The organism is Enterococcus larvae, assembly GCF_017830045.1.
In the GTDB taxonomy this organism is placed as follows: domain Bacteria; phylum Bacillota; class Bacilli; order Lactobacillales; family Enterococcaceae; genus Enterococcus_L; species Enterococcus_L larvae.
The window spans coordinates 130,687-145,651 of sequence record NZ_JAEDXU010000003.1 but is presented as its reverse complement, the minus strand read 5'-3'; the positions used below and the strand labels follow the sequence as shown (position 1 = coordinate 145,651).

At 38.6% G+C, this 14,965-nt stretch carries 19 protein-coding genes; 7 read left to right on the top strand and 12 right to left on the bottom strand.

Features of this window, described 5'->3' with window-relative positions; genetic code table 11:
* Position 1: 1 nt before the first annotated feature.
* Together I6N96_RS07205 and I6N96_RS07200 are read left to right on the top strand one after the other, a co-directional pair.
* On the top strand, positions 2 to 1,216 hold the full coding sequence (locus I6N96_RS07205; RefSeq protein WP_209556890.1) for an FtsW/RodA/SpoVE family cell cycle protein: 1,215 nt from the start codon (positions 2 to 4) through the stop codon (positions 1,214 to 1,216).
* Between the two features lie 159 nt (positions 1,217 to 1,375).
* Entirely contained in the window at positions 1,376 to 2,197 is an 822-nt protein-coding gene (locus I6N96_RS07200) for a hypothetical protein (RefSeq protein WP_209556889.1), read from the top strand.
* Positions 2,198 to 2,457: 260 nt separating this feature from the next.
* Here the strand turns inward: I6N96_RS07200 and I6N96_RS07195 are convergent, their stop codons facing one another.
* From I6N96_RS07195 to I6N96_RS07185, 3 genes are read right to left on the bottom strand one after another with little or no spacing between them, the layout of a single operon-like run.
* The gene (locus I6N96_RS07195) at positions 2,458 to 2,823 is read right to left on the bottom strand and encodes a DUF1304 domain-containing protein (protein ID WP_209557144.1); all 366 of its coding nucleotides are present in this window, start codon (positions 2,821 to 2,823) and stop codon (positions 2,458 to 2,460) included.
* 24 nt (positions 2,824 to 2,847) lie between these two features.
* Positions 2,848 to 3,480: a nitroreductase family protein gene (locus I6N96_RS07190; RefSeq protein ID WP_209556888.1), complete on the bottom strand. Its 633-nt coding sequence runs from the start codon at positions 3,478 to 3,480 to the stop codon at positions 2,848 to 2,850.
* Positions 3,477 to 3,938, bottom strand: coding sequence for a MarR family winged helix-turn-helix transcriptional regulator (locus I6N96_RS07185; RefSeq protein WP_209556887.1), 462 nt, complete (start codon positions 3,936 to 3,938; stop codon positions 3,477 to 3,479). Before I6N96_RS07185 ends, I6N96_RS07190 begins: the two co-directional genes overlap by 4 nt.
* A 310-nt stretch (positions 3,939 to 4,248) precedes the next feature.
* On the opposite strand from I6N96_RS07185, the gene I6N96_RS07180 reads away from it, so the two are divergent.
* From I6N96_RS07180 to I6N96_RS07170, 3 genes are read left to right on the top strand one after another with little or no spacing between them, the layout of a single operon-like run.
* Complete coding sequence (locus tag I6N96_RS07180) at positions 4,249 to 4,716, top strand: MarR family winged helix-turn-helix transcriptional regulator (protein ID WP_209556886.1); 468 nt, start codon at positions 4,249 to 4,251, stop codon at positions 4,714 to 4,716.
* Positions 4,713 to 6,449: an ABC transporter ATP-binding protein gene (locus tag I6N96_RS07175; RefSeq protein WP_209556885.1), complete on the top strand. Its 1,737-nt coding sequence runs from the start codon at positions 4,713 to 4,715 to the stop codon at positions 6,447 to 6,449. Before I6N96_RS07180 ends, I6N96_RS07175 begins: the two co-directional genes overlap by 4 nt.
* Positions 6,439 to 8,331, top strand: a complete 1,893-nt coding sequence (locus tag I6N96_RS07170) for an ABC transporter ATP-binding protein (protein WP_209556884.1) — start codon at positions 6,439 to 6,441, stop codon at positions 8,329 to 8,331. The genes I6N96_RS07175 and I6N96_RS07170 overlap by 11 nt, the downstream gene beginning before the upstream one ends.
* A gap of 63 nt (positions 8,332 to 8,394) precedes the next feature.
* On the opposite strand, the gene I6N96_RS07165 is transcribed toward I6N96_RS07170, so the two are convergent.
* From I6N96_RS07165 to I6N96_RS07125, 9 genes are all read right to left on the bottom strand, one after another.
* Entirely contained in the window at positions 8,395 to 8,691 is a 297-nt protein-coding gene (locus I6N96_RS07165) for a DUF4176 domain-containing protein (RefSeq protein ID WP_209556883.1), read from the bottom strand.
* Positions 8,688 to 9,248, bottom strand: a complete 561-nt coding sequence (locus tag I6N96_RS07160; RefSeq protein ID WP_209556882.1) for a hypothetical protein — start codon at positions 9,246 to 9,248, stop codon at positions 8,688 to 8,690. The genes I6N96_RS07165 and I6N96_RS07160 overlap by 4 nt, the downstream gene beginning before the upstream one ends.
* Positions 9,249 to 9,260: 12 nt before the next feature.
* Entirely contained in the window at positions 9,261 to 9,728 is a 468-nt protein-coding gene (locus tag I6N96_RS07155; RefSeq protein WP_209556881.1) for a hypothetical protein, read from the bottom strand.
* Positions 9,729 to 9,792: 64 nt separating this feature from the next.
* The gene (locus tag I6N96_RS07150; RefSeq protein WP_209556880.1) at positions 9,793 to 10,089 is read right to left on the bottom strand and encodes a DUF4176 domain-containing protein; all 297 of its coding nucleotides are present in this window, start codon (positions 10,087 to 10,089) and stop codon (positions 9,793 to 9,795) included.
* Positions 10,086 to 10,649 carry a hypothetical protein gene (locus I6N96_RS07145; RefSeq protein ID WP_209556879.1) on the bottom strand — a complete coding sequence of 188 codons (564 nt, stop codon included), beginning with the start codon at positions 10,647 to 10,649 and terminating at the stop codon, positions 10,086 to 10,088. Before I6N96_RS07145 ends, I6N96_RS07150 begins: the two co-directional genes overlap by 4 nt.
* Positions 10,650 to 10,660: 11 nt before the next feature.
* A complete protein-coding gene (locus tag I6N96_RS07140) occupies positions 10,661 to 10,951 on the bottom strand; it encodes a hypothetical protein (protein WP_209556878.1) in 291 nt (96 codons plus the stop codon).
* Between the two features lie 158 nt (positions 10,952 to 11,109).
* Complete coding sequence (locus I6N96_RS07135) at positions 11,110 to 11,880, bottom strand: T7SS effector LXG polymorphic toxin (RefSeq protein ID WP_209556877.1); 771 nt, start codon at positions 11,878 to 11,880, stop codon at positions 11,110 to 11,112.
* A 1-nt stretch (position 11,881) separates the two neighbouring features.
* A complete protein-coding gene (locus I6N96_RS07130) occupies positions 11,882 to 12,256 on the bottom strand; it encodes a DUF3958 family protein (RefSeq protein WP_209556876.1) in 375 nt (124 codons plus the stop codon).
* Positions 12,253 to 12,549 (bottom strand): TIGR04197 family type VII secretion effector, encoded by a 297-nt coding sequence (locus I6N96_RS07125; RefSeq protein ID WP_209556875.1) that lies wholly within the window; start codon positions 12,547 to 12,549, stop codon positions 12,253 to 12,255. Before I6N96_RS07125 ends, I6N96_RS07130 begins: the two co-directional genes overlap by 4 nt.
* Before the next feature lie 191 nt (positions 12,550 to 12,740).
* On the opposite strand from I6N96_RS07125, the gene I6N96_RS07120 reads away from it, so the two are divergent.
* Together I6N96_RS07120 and I6N96_RS07115 are read left to right on the top strand one after the other, a co-directional pair.
* The gene (locus I6N96_RS07120; RefSeq protein WP_209556874.1) at positions 12,741 to 13,676 is read left to right on the top strand and encodes a cation diffusion facilitator family transporter; all 936 of its coding nucleotides are present in this window, start codon (positions 12,741 to 12,743) and stop codon (positions 13,674 to 13,676) included.
* A 300-nt stretch (positions 13,677 to 13,976) separates the two neighbouring features.
* Positions 13,977 to 14,963: a LacI family DNA-binding transcriptional regulator gene (locus I6N96_RS07115; protein WP_209556873.1), complete on the top strand. Its 987-nt coding sequence runs from the start codon at positions 13,977 to 13,979 to the stop codon at positions 14,961 to 14,963.
* The last annotated feature ends 2 nt before the right edge of the window (positions 14,964 to 14,965 follow it).

Below are 14,965 nucleotides of genomic sequence, written 5' to 3'. Positions count from 1 at the left end.
AATGGAGAAAGAACAGAAGGAACTTATGAATTATGCTCTGTTACTACCAGTTTTTCTATTGATCATAGTAGGATTTATTGTGCAATATGGAGCCTTTGAAGCAGATCCGACAGCTGTGGATACTGTTGGATTATTGAAGAAACAGCTTTTATGGACGGTCATAGGTACAATTGGAATGTTGATAACCTTGTTGATTCCCTTATCTGTCCTGTGGAAATCAGCACCGTTTATTTATGGATTCAGTTTGTTGTTTATGCTGTTGCTGGTTTGGTACTATGATCCAGTCATGGCATCGATCACTAGCACAAGAAGGTGGCTCAGGTTGGGTCCATTCAGCTTCCAGCCTTCTGAATTTATGAAGATCGGGTATATACTCGTGCTTGCAATGATTGTCACGACGGATCGAAGAAGGAATAATCCCTCTAAGTCTGTAGTCAAAAATGATATAAATTTACTGTTGAAAATGGCAGCAGTCAGTCTTCCAGTATGGGGATTGATGTTTTATCAGAAAGACTTCGGCACCAGCCTTGTTTTTCTATCTATTTTCATGGGAATGCTGATTGTCTCAGGGTGTTCCTGGAAAATTCTTGGGACAGGGGTTGGGTTGCTGAGTCTACTAGGCGGCAGTGCGATTTTACTGATCTTCACAGAATGGGGGCAGAAGCTTTTGAAGCTGCTTCATTTTCAAGCCTACCAATTTCAACGAATAGAAGTATGGCTGAATCCTTTTGATTATGCAGACAGTATTGGTTATCAACAGGCTAGGGGGATCACGGCGATCGGCTCCGGCGGGATGTTCGGCAAAGGGCTGACAAATCTTGAAGTTCATGTCCCAGTTCGTGAATCAGATATGATTTTTACTGTTGTTGGAGAAGCATACGGATTTGTAGGCTCTACATTCCTTTTGTTGCTGTTTTTCTATCTGATCTATCAAATGCTGATTTGCACAATGAATGCGAATAAAGAGTTTTATGCATATGTCACAACTGGTGTAATTATGTATTTTCTATTTCATATTATTGAAAATATCGGAGCAGCAGTTGGGCTTCTTCCTTTGACAGGAATCCCTCTTCCGTTTCTAAGCCAGGGAGGGACAGCGTATCTGGCTAATTTTATTGCTGTAGGTTTGGTTTTGTCGATGTACGACCAAAAGAAATGGCTTGAAAAATACCTTCCCTCTAAGCGGCAAAGCAATAAGAAACACATAGAGGATTAACTTGAATCTTGTTATAAAAAAGAGATGCCTTTAAGAAAGAATAGTTGATGAAGGCTCTTCTTTCGTCCATTTTCTTTCTCTATGTAAACATATCATTCGTGTTATTCATCTGCTTATTTTATAATGTTAAAAAAGAGATATGGGGAGTGGAAGAAGGTCATGGAAATCAAAGTAAGTGTACTGATTGAAGAAAGTAAGACGACGATTCAGTTTGGAAAAGATAATGGAACAATTGACATCATAAAAAAGACAAATAAGGAAATTGTTACGGAGCAGCCAGCTGTCTGTCTTACGCTAAAAGATCGAACCGTTGTTGGAATAGGACAGAGTGCTGATCAGAAGCTGACAGAAAATGAGGATGTTGATCATATTATAGCAATCACCCCTTCTTGGGAAATTGAATTGGCTTATTTAGAGCAGTTTCTATTGAGCGAAGCAGAAAAGAGCGGAAAGCTTATTGATACAGTGAGAACAGAGAAAATGAAAATTCCTGCCAATCGAAAAAAAGCAATTGCCGTTTATGGTGAGGAAATCCTTACTGTTTTGCATACCTTTGGTTATGAGCTGCATACCGAAGCACAGCCAGTCGAAGCAGAAGAAAAAAGCAAGCCGAAGCCTGCAAAAGCTAGACATCGTTGGAGTAAAGCGGTCAGCGAAATTGAATTCGTTGTAGATACGAGGGAAAGCAAGGCGACTGTTGTTTGGCAAAAAAGAAATGAAATGCTTTTGAAGGCTGGGGCAAAAATGATGCCATCTGCTCCTTTGAACAAGGATGGTTCATTGGGCTTCGCCGCAAAAATGGGCGAAAAAATCAGAGCAGATCATGCGGATCAAATAAAGAATTTCAAAACGACTGAGGATATCATTTTGAAAAGTGTGAACGAGGTTGGGCTATTCCTGTATTTTGGCGGCACGAACAGCTGGCTGGAAATGTTTGATAAGGATGGAAAGACGATTAATGAGTGGACAGTTGTTGAATGATTTTGTTCTTTATATAAAAAAGAGGCTGAGCCAAAAGCGGGATGCTCCGCGAATTAAGAAAAAATAGACGAAAATAGCTTTTTATATTTTCAACATCCAAGTAGGTACGTTGCCGCATCAGAACTACTGCAGTAGTTCTGATGCGGCAACGCAATTTCGGCTTAATTCTGAAGGAGCAGCTTTTGGTTCACTCTTTATTCATGTTTAGAGTGTGGGACAATTTCTAATTTGATTATTGTCTTACACTCTTTTTTGCTTACTTACTTGAATAGTATTAGGCTCAGCAATGCCAGGATAGCTGGACCACCTTGCTTCAAAATGATTGATTTAGAGCTGGTAAAACCGCCGTATAAAGCAACTACGACAATAATACTTAATAAGACAGCAGCCATTTCTATTGGTGCAGAGGCAAAAAAGAGTGTGTAGAGCAGTCCTAATGCCAGCATGCCGTTATAGACACCTTGGTTTTTCAAAAGGACATTTATCGTAGGCTCTTTCAGCTGTTGCGTTGAGACACCGAAAGTCTTTGATGTTTTCTCAGAAGAGGTCGCAATGGTTTCCAGATATAGGATGTATAAATGCTCCAGAGCAACAATTCCAATCAATAGTGACGTTATCAATGACAGAGACATAGGATCACTCCTTCCAGTTTATTTCCAAGTTGTGAAAGTTTCCGGATTTAAGCGGAAAGATTCATAGCCGGCATCTGCAGCCTTACCGATTGAAAGAATCAATACAGGAACATAACGCTCCGGATCAAGATCAAAGGCTTCTGCTAATTGATCTGCTTCGAAACCGCCAATAGCATTCGTATCATAACCATGGGCACGTGCCACCAACATCAGCTGCATAGCAAAAAGGCTGCTGTCGATTTTGATGACATCGTTCATTTTCTCTTTTGAAAAGCTTTGGTAGTAAGGCAGAATAGCAGCTAATTGCTGGTCTCTCACTTCCGGCGGCATTTTACCGACTTCTACAGCAGTGTTGTAAATTTCTTCGCCGTATTCATAGCAATTCAGATCTCCAAAAATCAGGATCATAGCAGAAGAAGTGTCATTTTGCGTTGTATTGAAGCGAATCAAAGGCTTCAATTTTTCTTTTCCTTCGTCAGATTCAACAATCACAAAGCGCCATGGCTGCATGTTGACAGAGGAAGGGGCAGTTGCAGCCTCAGTCAGCATTTGCTGCATTTCTTCTTTAGAAATTTTTACTGAGGGGTCGTAGGCACGCACGGAGCGGCGGTTGGTTAATAAATCTGAAAAATCATTATTTTTGAATGTCATTGGATCATATCCTTTCTTTTCTCGATTGTTTTAAAGACAGATTCAGCCTGTTGATTGAAATCTGTCAAAAATTGTTGGAGCAGCTGCAGCTGTTCGGTGGAATAGCCATTGAACAAGGTTTTGATCAATTCCGCTTTGCTGCCGTCACAGGATTGAAGGATATCCTTTCCTTGGTCGCTCAGATGAACGATGACCTCCCGTTTATTGTCAGCATTTCTTTCACGAATGATGTATCCCTTGTCCTCCAGAATTTTTAGATGTCTGGTAATGGCTGCCTGATCGATCTTCAGTTTCTCCTGAAGTGTTCGTTGAGTGACGTAATCTTGTTTTTTCAACTGGATCAGTAATTCATATCTAGTCAGACTAATATTCATTTGAGCCTCAAAAAGCTGTGTGATATGTAAATCTGCCTGCTTCAATAAGAAAAAAATATCACTGAAATTTGCAGCATCAGCCATGATGTTTCCTCCCTTCAATAAATGACTTATCAACAATTGATACGTCATATTATAGAACTGTCTTTCCTTTTGTCAAAGAAATACGCTTACTAAAAATAACTTGCTGTTATCATGGGTACCGTTGCTTGATTCTATAGATAGGAAGTGGCAAAGCAGTATTGTGTAAGAAGCGTCATCGTTTTGATGAAATAGGGGTATGAAAATAATAAAACAAAAAGATAACAGATGTTTTTCAGAAATTTTCCTTGACCTTTTCCATGTTTTTATCGTAGAATAGTTAGGCAACGAACTATTTGTGAGAGGGATTATTATGAGCAGAAAAACTGCACTGAGGATTAGGATGCTGTCAAACGAATTGAACAGAAAAGTGACAGAGGTTTTAAAAGAAGAAGAAGAGCCTTCTTCGGCAATTCAAATGCGTGTGCTGAATTTTATCCATCGGAGAAACAATGGAAATGAACCAATTTACCAAAAAGATATTGAACAAGAATTTGATATCCGTCGTTCAACTGCAACGGGCATTTTACAGAGGCTGGAAAAGCGCGAGCTGATCGAACGCACAAGCTGTAAGGAAGACAATCGCCTGAAGGCGATTTTTTTAACGCCGTCCGGCCAGCATCAAGTAAAAGAGAATATCAGTAAATTGGAAAATTTCGATAAGTTGTTGATTCAGGGGATTTCAGAGGGCGAGCTTGCAACATTTTTCAGATTATTGGATAAATTGTCTGAAAACAGTAAAAATATAGAAATAAACAAGGAAGGCAGGCGAGATGCATGATAAAAAAATTACTTGCTAATGTAGGTGAGTATAAAAAAGAAAGTCTGATCACTCCTCTATATGTAACTGGAGAAGTAGCATTAGACATTATTATTCCATTGATCATGGCAATGATGATCGATAAAGGGATAGAACCAGGCAATACCAATGCCATTCTGATGTACGGTGCTTTATTATTCGTCTGTGCAGTTATTGCATTATTTTTTGGTGCGATGTCCGGACGTTATGCGGCGGTGGCATCAGCTGGTTTTGCCAAAAATCTTAGAGGGAACCTATTTAAGAAGATACAGGGGTTTTCATTTTCAAATATTGACCGTTTTTCTACATCAAGTCTGATTACACGGATGACAACTGATGTAACAAATATCCAGAATGCCTATCAAATGATCATTCGTTTATTGGTTCGAAGCCCACTGATTTTTATTTTTTCATTGGCTATGGCATTCAAAATCAACAAAGATCTATCCATTATTTATTTAGCAGTTGTGCCGTTTTTATTGATTGGTCTGGCATTAGTCATTTATTTTGCTCATCCGATTTTTGAAAAAGTTTTTCGCATTTATGATAAGTTGAATAATGTGGTCCAGGAAAATCTACAAGGGGTTCGTGTTGTGAAATCCTACGTTAGAGAAGACTTTGAGGACGAAAAATTTAAGACAGTCTCTAAAGACATCTATAAAAATTTCTCTAAAGCGCAAAGTATCGTTGCCTTTAATAATCCAATTCTACAGTTCGCGATTTATACATGTATGCTGTTGATCTCTTGGCTGGGTGCAAAATTCGTTGTTGGCGGAACACTGACAACAGGTGAATTGATCAGTATGTTTACCTATACAATGCAAATTTTGATGAGCTTGAATATGCTTTCTATGGTTTTTGTAATGGTCATCATTGCACGGACTTCTGCTGAACGTGTGACGGAAGTATTATCAGAAGAAAGTGATCTGAAAAATAATGATCATCCATTATATGATGTACCAAACGGAACAGTAACCTTTAAGGATGTTTGCTTCAGCTATGCGAATGATCCGAATAAGCTGGCACTGATGCATGCAGATATGAGCATCAAGGCCGGAGAAGTAATTGGGATCGTCGGTGGAACAGGGAGCTCTAAATCAACAATGGTTCAGCTGATCCCTCGTCTGTACGATGTGACCGAAGGCGTCGTTGAGGTTGGCGGACATGATGTTCGGGACTATGACTTGAAAACATTGCGTGATCAAGTGAGTATGGTTCTTCAGAACAATGTGTTGTTTACAGGAACAATCAAGGAAAACTTGCGTTGGGGGAATGAAGACGCAACCGATGAAGATTTGATCCGGGTATGTAAAATCGCTCAGGCAGACAGCTTCATTCAGGAATTTCCTGATAAATATGACACGATGATTTCTCAAGGTGGGAACAATGTTTCCGGTGGACAGAAACAACGCCTATGTATTGCCAGAGCGCTATTGAAGCAGCCTAAGATCTTGATCATGGATGACTCAACAAGTGCAGTTGATACGAAAACAGATCGTTTGATTCGTGAAGGAATGAGAAAAGAAATTCCTGGTACAACTACCTTTATCATTGGTCAACGTGTTTCTTCTGTTCAGGATTCTGATCGAATCATCGTTATGGACAAAGGGATGATCAATGCTATCGGAACACATGAAGAACTATTGGCAACAAATGAGATCTATCAAGAAGTTTATGAATCTCAACAGAAAGGATTTGGTGAAGATGATGCGTAATGATCCGAAAAAAGGCGCTCGCGGGCCTCAAAATCCTTTGAAAACATTAGGTCGTCTGTTTTCTTATATGATAGTGAAATATAAGTTTCTGTTGGTTTTGGTAATGGCGTTTATTCTACTCAGCACGTATGCCAATGTGAGAGGCTCTCTGTTTCTTCAGGTAGTGATCGATGATCATATCACACCATTACTTGGACAGACAGATCCTAATTTCTCCAGTCTGTTGAAGGCAATTACAACGATGGCCTTTATCTACGCTATGGGGATCATTTCCAATCTCCTTTATAACCTGATCATGGTGCGTATCAGTGAAGGAACGCAAAAAGAAATTCGAGATCAGATGTTTACCCATATGGAAACTTTGCCGATTGGTTATTTTGATTCGAATTCTGATGGCGATATCATGAGTCACTTTACAAATGATACCGATACACTGCGTCAGATGATTTCTCAAAGTATTCCCAACTTACTGGCAGCAATTGTCAGCTTCATCAGTGTTTTCATTGCTATGTTTACCATCAGTGTTCCCTTAACTCTAATCGTGATCGTATCTGTAGGGATCATGATCCTGACCATTCGAACAATTGCAGGGCGAAGCGGAAAGTACTTTGGAAAACAGCAAAAAGATTTAGGACGAGTAAATGGTTATATTGAAGAAATGATGCACGGTCAAAAGGTCGTGAAGATTTTCAATCATGAGCCGACAGTTATCAATGAATTTGATGAAATCAATGAGTCGCTGCGTGACAGCGCGACACAGGCCAATAAATACGCTAATAGTTTGATGCCTATCATGATGAACCTGCTTAATATTCAATACGTTTTGCTGGCAATCATCGGCGGACTATTTTCTGTTTATGGCATTTCAGGACTGACGATCGGGATGATTGCTTCATTCCTGCAATTGAGTCGTTCATTGAATATGCCGATCAGTCAGGTTTCACAGCAAATCAACTTTGTGATCATGGCGTTGGCAGGAGCTGATCGAATTTTCAAGCTGATTGATGAAAAATCAGAGGTGGACGATGGCTACGTGACGCTTGTCAATGTCAACAAAGAGAATGGTCAGTTGGTGGAAAGTGAAGCACGTACAGGTCTTTGGGCATGGAAGCATCCCCATGAGGATGGAACAGTGACGTATACGGAGCTGACAGGAGATGTTCGCTTTGAGGATGTTTCCTTTGGCTATGTAGAGAACAAGAAAGTGCTGAAGGATATCCAATTGTATGCAGAGCCAGGGCAAAAGGTCGCTTTTGTTGGGGCAACAGGTGCCGGTAAAACAACGATCACGAACCTGATCAATCGTTTTTACGATATTCAGGAAGGGAAAATCCGTTATGACGGCATCAATGTGAAGAAGATCAAGAAGCATTCCTTGAGACGTTCACTGGGGATTGTATTACAGGATACGCATCTATTCACCGGTACGATTCGTGAAAATATCCGTTATGGGAAATTGGATGCCAGTGATGAAGATGTCATTCATGCAGCGCAGTTGGCGAATGCGGAAGTATTCATCAATAACCTGCCTGATAAATATGATACAGTAATCACCGGAGACGGCGAAGGACTATCACAAGGTCAACGGCAGTTATTGGCGATTGCCAGAGCAGCAATTGCTGATCCACCGGTAATGATCATGGATGAAGCAACATCCAGTATCGATACTCGGACTGAGAAACATGTTCAGGCTGGGATGGACCGTCTGATGAACGGCAGAACAGTATTTGTTATTGCCCATCGATTGTCAACAATCCAGAACTCTGATGTAATCATGGTCATGGATCATGGGCGCATCATCGAACGAGGCAACCACGATGATCTGTTAGCTGAAAAAGGCGTGTACTATCAGCTTTATACAGGAAAAGTCGAGTTGGATTAGATATAGAGCAAAAAATAAAAAAGCCAGTAGAGAGCTATAAAAGCGTCTCTGCTGGCTTTTTTATTAGTCCGGAAAATCAAATTTGGGATAAGTGATATTTCTGATTTCCTCATGAATACGAGTTTGCAGCTCCTTTTCTGTATCGTTGATAAAACCTTCAAACAATACTTTTTCTATGTCCTCGTTATTGAAAAAGTAATTTTCCTGAGAAGTTTGCCCTTGTGGGTATAAACAACCTGCATAATCAAAATAGCCAATCGCTCCTTGTTTATTATATAAAGGGAAACGAGACGTAATCATTAGCAGTTGTTCTTTTTCTCTACTTAATTGAATAATTGATCCTATTGGTAAAATAGTCATTTTCTTTCCTCCAGTTTTTTCTTTCCAATCTTTTTTAGTAATCTAGTCCTTCGCCTATAATCCACCATAAATAAGAAAAAGTAGAAAGTGGAGATGCTGATAGAAACTGATATAAGCATTTGAGCACTTTTATCTACATAAAACATTATTGAAGTACCTATTATTAAAAAAAATAGGAATAGTAAAAAGATTTTCCCTATAATCACAGACTTTTGCCCTTGGGTTGTATATTCTTCTAATTGGATAGGGGATAAGTCAATAGCTTTCAAAATCTTTCTTTTCTCAGAATGTATCATAATTAATTTTAAAATTATACATGCTAACAAACCTATAATGATGGCTACTATTAATTGAAAATTGTAGTCTACAGAAAAATATACTGATTTTAACGGGCGAGTCGTTACCATTAATAATACTGTGAGAAAATAAATACTGCTGCTAAGGTTTGCTGGTTGTCGTACTTCACTTAGCATGAAAGTATTTGTTTCTGTATCGAAATATAATGATGCTTTTTTGTCAATTTTATCTCCAACGAAAATATATTTTCGTTCTTTCAAAGTTATCGCCTCCTATCTAAATACACTACCTACCCAATTACTAACAGATTTCAAGCCGTTTCCAATCATACCAGGAATCTTATCTTTATTATCATAAATTCCATCAATCAGTGTATTCACTACAAAACCAACTACTACGCCAGCGCCTATAACTGCTACAATTGATGCTGTTGCTGGTAATACAGCAGTTACAGCAGCTCCTACAATCACACCTGAAACAGCATGAAGAACTGTTTTATTTGTTGCATCAATTAGATTCTCTCCATCATATACCTGAGTTCCAAAATCAATTACAGCGCCAATAAGTGGCATTGTTTTCCCCAAGTTCTTAGAAACTGTTCCGCCGATATGTAGTGCTGACCCGATTTCAGTTCCTACATTTTTTGCACTGGCATTATAGAAACTCATAGCTATTGATTGTCCGTGTTTGTTGAAATACTCTTCAATAGCTGACAAAGAAAAATCTTGAACTAGCCCCATGCCATTTTCTTTTAAAAATTACAGTAGAGATGAGTGTTATCATTCTCTGCTGTTTTTCTACTTGTTAATCTGGAAAATCAAATTTCGGATACGTAATATTTTTAATTTCCTCATGAATGCGTAGCTGTAACGCCTTCTCGGTTTCATTAATGAAACCCTCAAATAATACTTTCTCTATATCCTCAGTGTTGAAAAAGAAATTCTCTTGTGAAGTTTGTCCCTGTGGATATAGGCAGCCTGCATAATCAAAGTAGCCGATTTCTCCTTGTTTATTATATAAGGGGAAACGAGACGTAACCATTAGCAGCTGCTCTTTTTCTTTACTTAGTTGGATAATTGATCCTATTGGTAAAATTTTCATTTTTTTCTCTCTATCTCACTTCTATTTTTCAACATTCTAAAACACTGCTTTCTTCTTTTATGATCCATAAAATCTGACAATACAAAAAATAGTACGATACTTATAGGGATTAACAAGAAAGATTCTGCATTTTTGCTAAAATAAAACACTATGGGACAAACACACATTAATAACAATAAAAATATTTTTATTGCAACATCAGATTTCATCATCTTTTCAGATTCATTCACAATTCTCTCTACTTCATCATTTGAAACACTCACGCTTTTAAATGTTTGTTTTTCAATTGATTTTGTTATAGCTTTACTTCCTAAAACGCTCAATATTGCTCCTATTCCTGCACCGATACTTAACCATAGTATATAATTTTCTGAGATATAGATTTGTTTTAAGGGACGAAATAGAAAGCTTATTATAGCAGTACCCAAGATAGTTACTCCTACAAAATTTATATTCTTTTTATCTTGTCTGATCACAAATTTTTGCTTGATTAAGTCAAAAAATATAACTTCTGTCTTATTGTTTCTATGACCGATAAGCACGTATTGTTTCTCCGTCATGCTTCTTCCTCCTATTTAAATAGACCGCCAAAAAAATTACCAGCTGATTCCAAACCCTTTCCAATTATACTTGGAGCGTTATCATAAATTGTGTCAATTACTGTATTCGCAATAAAACCTACAGCAACTGTTGCAACCACACCTACCCATACAGGAGCTAATGAGATTGAAGTCCCTGCAATTACAGTCCCCACAATCACCCCCGAAACGGCATGGAGAATAGTTTTATTCGTTGCGTCAACTAGATTTTCTCCGTCATTTACTTGGCTGCCAAAGTCCAGAGCAGCCCCAATAAACGGCATTGCTTTTCCTAGATTTTTAGAGACAGACCCACCAATATGCAGTGCTGATCCAATTTCTGTACCTACATTTCTTGCGCTAGCACTATAAAACCTTGAGGCAATAGCCTCTCCGTGGTTATTGAAATATTCTTCAATTCCAGATAGTGACACATCTTGAACTATACCATTCCGTTTTCTGTAAAAAATGATTGAATAACATTCGCTTTTTCTTTCTCACTGGCATTTGCTAATTGAGCCTGCAATTCTGCTTTTTCCTGTTCAGAAAGCTTGTCCATATATTTTTCAAGTTCTTTTTCTTTGTTCTCTGCATGCTCTTTCCACTTCTCATTCAGCGGTTTAGTCCATGACAGATTGACTCTACTCATATCGAATGTCCCAGTGCTGGCATGCCATGCTTGGCTGTTCCCAACAGATGCTAGTCCTTGATTTACCATGTCCTGTAGCGACTCAACGTTTGAAAAAATTGAAGCAGATTTAGCGTTAAATTCTCTTAGATTTTTTAGCTTTTCTTCAAGCTTTGCAATAAGTGCTTGGGTTCTCATAATACTTTTTTCCATATGTGGGTCTGCTTCTTCTGCTTTTGCTAAGGCATCAATAGCTGCATATTGCGCTTTCAATACGTTACCACCATCAGCAATTTGTTGGATGAGTTTTTCTTCTTCAACATCACAGCTGTCCACCATAGATTCAAATTTTTCTGGGAAACTACGATGGGCCTCTGCCAATGCTTCACACATCATCTTTAATCCATTAACTAATGGGGGATAAACCGCATTAAAATAGCTTTTTGCAGATTCATATGTTTTTCCTGATAACGGGGCGTTGAGAAATGAATGGCAGCTGTCTGTTATAGAGCCAAGAGCACCATTATAAGCATTTGCCAGTTGAATCGCACTATTTGATTGACTCCTTACTTCCCCTAGATACATGTTAAGTGACATCCGTATTATTCCTTTTACTAGTTGATAATTTTGTTTTTTCTTTTTGTAACGCTTCTTCTTTCTCTACTAACTGTTCATATTCTTGTCGCAATTGCTGAGAGTATTCTTCTAATCGCTCATTACTGTATCGTTTAGATTCACGCTGATCTTCGTCCATTTCATTCAACATAGGTGCTAAGTCAGAATGGTGCCATGAATCAAAAATAAGAGATAGGAACTGTTCTTCCTTAAAATAGGCTTCATTTACCGAATCTTCCAGTTCTGTATAGTCTCGTAATTTCTTATCTATATCATCTAATTGTTCTTCTGTTATCCTCAAATCTCTCAGTATCTGAGACTCTTTCTCGAATTCTTCATTCCTCATGGCAACCGTAGGTCCTCTATTGGATTGAAGGTATTAGACTGTTCTTGATCGATTCTTGCAAACTCAGAAGCAACCGAAGTAATATTACTAATGTCTCCATTAAAGGAAGTAACGAGACTTTGAATTGCTTGTTGTGTTTTTTGAATCGTCTGACCAGCGTTTGTATTTCCAATAATTGTTGTTTGACTCGCCTCTGAACCAGAGGCTTGAATTGAAGCTAACTTGTTTGATGCTTGAGACATTCTGTCTGCCTGTTGCGAAGCAACAGATAATGTACTTTTTACTTGTCCCATATTTTTCCACCTTTCAATTCGTTTACTTTTTGTCAAAACAACCACAACAATAAGTTTATCATAGAGCTATTCCGATAACTATATTTTTCTAGGCAGAAAGAAATGAAAAGTAAGTCCTGCAGGAGTGTATACTTTCTCAAAAAGTTTTTACGGTGCTATAATTCCTTTGAAGAGAGTGGAGGAATCAGGTCATGACAGAGAATCAATCAAATGGTATGTTTGCCGTATTTGCTGCATTAGGTGCCAATATTCTGGTGGCCATCAGTAAATTTATCGGCTATGCATTGAGTGGAAGTGCGGCAATGCTTAATGAAAGTATCCATAGTGTGGTGGATTGCAGCAATCAAATCTTACTATTATTTGGTAACAAGCGTGCCGGACGCGGACAAAGCGAGCTTCATCAATTTGGTGAAGGACGAGCAAAGTATTTCTTTAGTACAATCGTGGCTACTATGCTGTTCTTTGGTGGTGGTGCGCTAGGTGTCATGGAAGCTATTGAAAAGCTGCTTCATCCATCCCATGATGTTGAGAATCCCTGGCTGGTTATTGGTATATTAATTTTTGGTATGATTGTTGAGGGCAGCTCGTTGCGCATTGCAATGAAGGAAATCAGGGTACTGAATACAGAAAAGCTATCTGTGATGAGATTTCTACGTGAAAGTCGTCATAGTGAGATTTTGATTATTTTTACAGAGGATTTCTGTGCTGTGATTGGTTTGCTAATTGCACTTTTAGGAACAGTTGCAACGATGGTTACAGGGATTGCGATGTTTGATGCGATTAGTGGTTTGTTGATTGGTTTATTATTGATGTTTGCAGCAGTTTTTCTGGCAAAGGAATTCTACAGTTTGATTATTGGAGAAAGTGTAACCGCCGGTGATTTAACCAAAATCAAGCAAGCGTTTATTCGTGATGAAGTCGATCGACTAATAGATGTTAAAACCGTTCACCTTAGCCCCTCTGAAATTCTTGTTGCTGCAAAAATCGATGTGGAGGATGTCTATGAAGATGTCGCCTATGATGTTGTAAACGCTATTGAGCGGGAGATTCGGCAGGCACTTCCCGATAAAAAGCTTTATATCTATATTGAAACAGATAAGTATGACCCCAATTATCGGCGAGTATAGAGATAATTTTCTGTGATATATTGTCAGTTTTCCTATCGTTGAAACAGTTCTTTCAATGATGGGAGGCTGTTTTTTTATTTTCTTAATAGTAAATAAACAGGTAGAGAGGCTTATCAATGAAAAACTCAGAGCTTAAACGATTTTCCTCTATTTTATAGTAAATTTAGCAAAGATTTTGAGAGAAACCGATTTCCAAAAGTATCAGTTATTTAATCACTTTTTCCAAAAAAGCAGTTGCTTTTATAAAAGAAAACGCTTACTATTGAATTAAGGAAACCGGTACCCAAGGAGTAGATGAAAGTGAAAGAAAATATTACGATTTCAGATGTTGCCGCAAGAGCAGGTGTTTCGAAGGCGACAATATCCAGATATCTGAATGGAAAATACAATCATATGTCTGAAAAGACAAAAAAGAAAGTGGAGCAGGTAATTGCAGAGCTTGATTATCGACCAAGCAAGCAGGCGCAACAGCTGAAATCAAAACGAAGCTCATTAATCGGTATCATTGTTGCCGATATAGAAAACTTATATTCCTCTTACCTTATCAAAGCTGTACAGGAGGTTTGCTTAGAAAAGGGCTACCAGATGATTATCATGAGTACCGATAACTCGCCGGAGGAAGAACAGCGCGCCTTGGTTCAGCTGTTGGATCAGAATGTGGAAGGAATTTTGCTGCAGCCGGTGGCGACTCAACTGGAAAGCTTCTCTATTTTATCAGAAGCGGGAATCCCAGTTGTGCTGTTGGATCGATCACTAAATACCTTCAAATGGACGACGGTTCGTTCAAATAACTATGGCATTACAAAACAGTTAGGTGAGCTGATAGCTGAAAAGGGCTATGAAAAAATCGTCCATGTGACTGAACCGTTGGATAATCTTAGTGTTCGTCTTGAAAGATATGAGGCAATGAAGCACAAAGCGATGGAACATGGCATGGAAATAGAAATTGTTGAAATACGTAAAAATGAGCAGCAGGTAGCAAACTATCTGCAAGGGCACTCGTTAGATAAAAAAACAGCGTTCTTCGCTGCAAACGGGAATGCCTTGTATGAAGTGATTGCAGCATTACAACAAGCAAATATTCGTTTTCCGAAGGAATGCGGTGTTTGCGGTTATGATGATTGGTTCTGGGCAGAGCTGATCACACCGGGAATCACGACGATCCATCAAGATCCCTTCAAGATTGGGAAACGTTCTGCTGAGATACTGTATGAAATCATTTCCGGCGAGCAGATTGAGGAGCAAATCGAGATTCCATCACAATTACATATTAGAGGTTCTTTATAAGA

What these genes read in the sequence shown, in the direction of transcription:
- I6N96_RS07130 (WP_209556876.1), bottom strand. Translation starts at nt 12,256, where the DNA reads ATGAGGAATGAAGAATTCGAGAAAGAGTCTCAGATACTGAGAGATTTG.
- I6N96_RS07125 (WP_209556875.1), bottom strand. Translation starts at nt 12,549, where the DNA reads ATGGGACAAGTAAAAAGTACATTATCTGTTGCTTCGCAACAGGCAGAC.
- I6N96_RS07190 (WP_209556888.1), bottom strand. Translation starts at nt 3,480, where the DNA reads ATGACATTCAAAAATAATGATTTTTCAGATTTATTAACCAACCGCCGC.
- I6N96_RS07135 (WP_209556877.1), bottom strand. Translation starts at nt 11,880, where the DNA reads ATGTATCTAGGGGAAGTAAGGAGTCAATCAAATAGTGCGATTCAACTG.
- I6N96_RS07145 (WP_209556879.1), bottom strand. Translation starts at nt 10,649, where the DNA reads ATGACGGAGAAACAATACGTGCTTATCGGTCATAGAAACAATAAGACA.
- I6N96_RS07165 (WP_209556883.1), bottom strand. Translation starts at nt 8,691, where the DNA reads ATGACTATTTTACCAATAGGATCAATTATTCAATTAAGTAGAGAAAAA.
- I6N96_RS07140 (WP_209556878.1), bottom strand. Translation starts at nt 10,951, where the DNA reads ATGCCGTTTATTGGGGCTGCTCTGGACTTTGGCAGCCAAGTAAATGAC.
- I6N96_RS07175 (WP_209556885.1), top strand. Translation starts at nt 4,713, where the DNA reads ATGATAAAAAAATTACTTGCTAATGTAGGTGAGTATAAAAAAGAAAGT.
- I6N96_RS07155 (WP_209556881.1), bottom strand. Translation starts at nt 9,728, where the DNA reads ATGGGGCTAGTTCAAGATTTTTCTTTGTCAGCTATTGAAGAGTATTTC.
- I6N96_RS07205 (WP_209556890.1), top strand. Translation starts at nt 2, where the DNA reads ATGGAGAAAGAACAGAAGGAACTTATGAATTATGCTCTGTTACTACCA.
- I6N96_RS07200 (WP_209556889.1), top strand. Translation starts at nt 1,376, where the DNA reads ATGGAAATCAAAGTAAGTGTACTGATTGAAGAAAGTAAGACGACGATT.
- I6N96_RS07170 (WP_209556884.1), top strand. Translation starts at nt 6,439, where the DNA reads ATGATGCGTAATGATCCGAAAAAAGGCGCTCGCGGGCCTCAAAATCCT.
- I6N96_RS07180 (WP_209556886.1), top strand. Translation starts at nt 4,249, where the DNA reads ATGAGCAGAAAAACTGCACTGAGGATTAGGATGCTGTCAAACGAATTG.
- I6N96_RS07150 (WP_209556880.1), bottom strand. Translation starts at nt 10,089, where the DNA reads ATGAAAATTTTACCAATAGGATCAATTATCCAACTAAGTAAAGAAAAA.
- I6N96_RS07120 (WP_209556874.1), top strand. Translation starts at nt 12,741, where the DNA reads ATGACAGAGAATCAATCAAATGGTATGTTTGCCGTATTTGCTGCATTA.
- I6N96_RS07185 (WP_209556887.1), bottom strand. Translation starts at nt 3,938, where the DNA reads ATGGCTGATGCTGCAAATTTCAGTGATATTTTTTTCTTATTGAAGCAG.